At 55.5% G+C, this 3,419-nt stretch carries 3 protein-coding genes; 2 read left to right on the top strand and 1 reads right to left on the bottom strand.

The features are described 5' to 3' along the window. The coding region (locus ACILP3_RS10545) for a RelA/SpoT family protein (protein ID WP_395616584.1) at positions 1–1,304 on the top strand (1,304 nt) is incomplete at its 5' end. Positions 1,305–1,306: 2 nt separating this feature from the next. Here ACILP3_RS10545 and ACILP3_RS10540 read toward each other — a convergent pair. Next, complete coding sequence (locus ACILP3_RS10540) at positions 1,307–1,840, bottom strand: regulatory protein RecX (protein ID WP_395616583.1); 534 nt, start codon at positions 1,838–1,840, stop codon at positions 1,307–1,309. A 110-nt stretch (positions 1,841–1,950) separates the two neighbouring features. Between ACILP3_RS10540 and ACILP3_RS10535 the strand changes: the two genes are divergently transcribed. Further along, the coding region (locus ACILP3_RS10535) for a fatty acyl-AMP ligase (RefSeq protein ID WP_395616582.1) at positions 1,951–3,419 on the top strand (1,469 nt) is incomplete at its 3' end.

The raw sequence follows: 3,419 nt of genomic DNA, 5'->3' as shown, positions 1-3,419 counted from the left end.
TTCGTGTCATTACCGAAACGACTGAAGACTGTTACCGCGCCTTGGGCGTGCTGCATCGGCGTTGGCAGATGGTGCCCGGACGTTTCAAAGATTTTATCTCCACGCCAAAACGCAACGGTTATAAATCAATCCATACGACGATTATGTTCGCCAAAAATATGCGGGTCGAGGTGCAGATCAGGAGCGCGGATATGCACCGTAACTCGGAGCATGGTTATGCTGCCCATTGGGCGTATAAGCAGGCGGACAAGCCCGATGGGCAGGCAGGCTGGCTGCGTGATCTGATCGAGATACTCGAGACAAGCCAAGATGCCGAGGACATTCTCGAAAACACGCGGATGGCGATGTATCAAGACCGCATTTTTGCCTTTACACCCAAGGGCGCGCTGCACCAGTTGCCGAAGGGGTCAACGGTCGTTGATTTTGCGTATGCCGTGCACACCGATCTTGGAGACAAGACCGTAGGTGGCAAGGTCAATGGCCGTCACGTGCCGTTGCGCGCGCAGTTGCGCAATGGTGACATGGTGGAAATATTGAAGTCCAAGGCGCAAGAGCCGCAACAGGCGTGGATGAACTTTGTGACCACGGGCAAGGCACGCGCCGCCATCCGTCGTCATGTCCGACATCGCGAACGTGATGAGCTGGTTGTGATTGGGCGTAAGCTTTACGAAGAAATCGCTGCGCGTATGCCAGCAAAAATCGGCAAAAAGGCGCTAACGGCGGCGCTGACGCGTTTAAAGCTGGAGGACGAGGACGAGTTGATGCATCGCATTGGCTTGGGCAAAATCAACGATCGCGCATTGATGGAGGCACTGGTCCCCGGTTTTGACGCCGATGGCATTTATGCCGATTTTCCGGGGCAGGAAAGAGCAATCTCTATCCGTGGCTTGACCCCGGGCGTGGGATATCATCTTGGCGAATGCTGTCATCCCATTCCTGGTGACCGGATTGTTGGGCTGCGGCAGGCGGGGCAGCCGGTTGAGGTGCACACCATCGAATGCGACCGATTGGCGAATGGGACCGACGCCGACTGGGTCGATTTAAGCTGGGGACAAGGCAGCGACGGCGCGTCGGCTCGGCTCCGGGTGATCATTCACAACAGGCCCGGTACCTTGGGCGAAATTGCCGGGATATTCGGTTATCACAAGGCCAATATCATCCACCTGCGGATGACCGCGCGCGATTTAGAATTCCATACGTTTGAGGTGGATTTGGAAGTTCATGACCTGCAGCACCTCATGCGCATCATCTCAGCGCTCAGGGCGTCAGAGGCGGTGGCGACGGCAGACCGAGTCTATGATTAAAATCAGTCGTCGCTGATCTCATCGCCGGGTTCGGCATATACAAACCGTTTCGCCAATTCAAAACTATGCCCCGCACGCAGGAAAGCGTTCAACTGCTTATTCCGTTTCTCCGGTGGCGCGGGTTCCTGTGCAAAGGGACCAAGACGTTTGCGTCTGGCAAAGTTTTCGGCAGCGGTGAAGATGCTATCTTCCATATGCGTTTTGGCATGGATGGCATCGGCGTCACCAATTCCGCTGGCGCGCAAATCCTCACTCAACCGTCGCTCACCAAAACCCCTGCGGACAAAGGACCGGCTGCGGGCCTCGGCAAATTGGGCGTCGTTGATATAGCCCAAAGACGTGAATTGTTCGGTCAAGCCTGCGATATCCGCCGGCCGTTCCCCATCCCAACCGCGTTCGCGCGTCTTTCGCGCCAAATAGCCTGCCAATTTCGCCTGTGTGGTCGCATATTTGCCGACATAATGCAGCGCCAATTGACGCATCCGTTCCTCATTTAACGGTGGAGCGGGGTTTTTGGCGGGACGAGGTTGGGTCACGCCCTATTCTTGCCACAGTCGGGTCGAAATTTGAACTGCTATCCTCGGCTAAAGGACTATACGGATAAAAATGACATGGGCCGTCGCCCCAAAATGCTATGGGAAAATCTATGAGCGCACTCGCATCCACGCCAACGCAGGACAGCTTGCAACGCCGTTTTTCCGATTTTGAAACGCTTGGCGCTGCGCTTGATTATGCGGCATTGGGTAAGCGTGGGTTAAACTTCCACGACATGCGCGGCGTATTGGCGCGGCCTTATCCCTATAGCGAAATGCGCGAAGATGCGTTGAAAATGGCGTATCGGTTGATTAGCCATGGCATAACTAAGGATGATCGCGTTGCCTTAGTCGCGGAAACAGGGCCAGATTTTGCCGCGTTGTTCTTCGGATGCGTCTACGCCGGCGCATGGCCCGTCCCACTGCCGCTACCGACATCGTTCGGCGGTAAGGAAAGCTATGTCGAACAATTGTCAGTGCAGTTGAAAAGCTGTGATCCCAAGATATTGTTCTTCCCCGCTGAACTATCCGACATGGCCAATGATGCCGCGGGTGCATGCGGTGTCGAAGGCTTGGATTGGGAGAGCTTCGGCGACCGGATTGCGGTGAAAGCTGAATTGCCCGCGGCAGGCACCGACGAAATTTGCTATCTGCAATATTCGAGCGGATCGACCCGCTTCCCGCATGGTGTCGCGGTGACGCACAAGGCATTGTTAAACAATCTGTCGGCGCATTCGCATGGCATGGAAGTGACCGAAAATGACCGCTGCGTGTCGTGGCTGCCTTGGTATCATGACATGGGGCTTGTGGGTTGTTTTCTGTCGCCAGTGGCGAACCAAGTGTCGACCGATTACATGAAGACTGAGGATTTTGCCCGTCGCCCTCTGGCGTGGCTTGACGTTATCAGTGCCGCTGACGGCACGGTTATCAGTTACTCACCGACATTTGGCTATGACATTTGCGCGCGGCGGATTTCCAGCCAGAGCAATGTGAACGACCGCTTTGACCTGTCCAAATGGCGCTTGGCGGGCAATGGTGCGGACATGATCCGGCCTGATGTGATGCAGGCATTTGTGGACACCTTTGGGGATGCGGGGTTCAAGGCATCGGCGTTCTTGCCAAGTTACGGCCTTGCCGAAACCACACTTGCGGTATCGATCATGCCGCCGGGTGAGGGCATTCAAGTTGAACTGGTTGAAGAGACCGAGCTTACAGGCCACCCTGGCGCGACGGACCGTCCGGTCCGCTATCGCGCAATCGTCAATTGTGGGCGTGCCGTAAAAGACATGACCATTGAGATCCGCGACGAAAACCGTGCGGCAGTTGCGGACAGGACAATTGGCAAAGTGTGGTGCACTGGCCCGTCCTTGATGAAGGAATATTTCCGCGACAAGGAATCCACAGATGCTTGCTTGGTCGACGGATGGCTCGACACCGGTGACATGGGGTATCTGTCGAACGGATATATCTACATCGTTGGCCGTGCCAAGGACATGATCATCATCAATGGCAAAAACCATTGGCCGCAGGACATTGAATGGGCTGTCGAACAACTGCCAGGCTTTAAGGCCGGCGACATTGC

Origin of the sequence: Sphingorhabdus sp. (assembly GCF_044239665.1) — a bacterium.
GTDB lineage: Bacteria > Pseudomonadota > Alphaproteobacteria > Sphingomonadales > Sphingomonadaceae > Sphingorhabdus_B.
The sequence above is the reverse complement of the archived record's forward strand: the minus strand, read 5'-3'. Positions and strand labels throughout refer to the sequence as shown.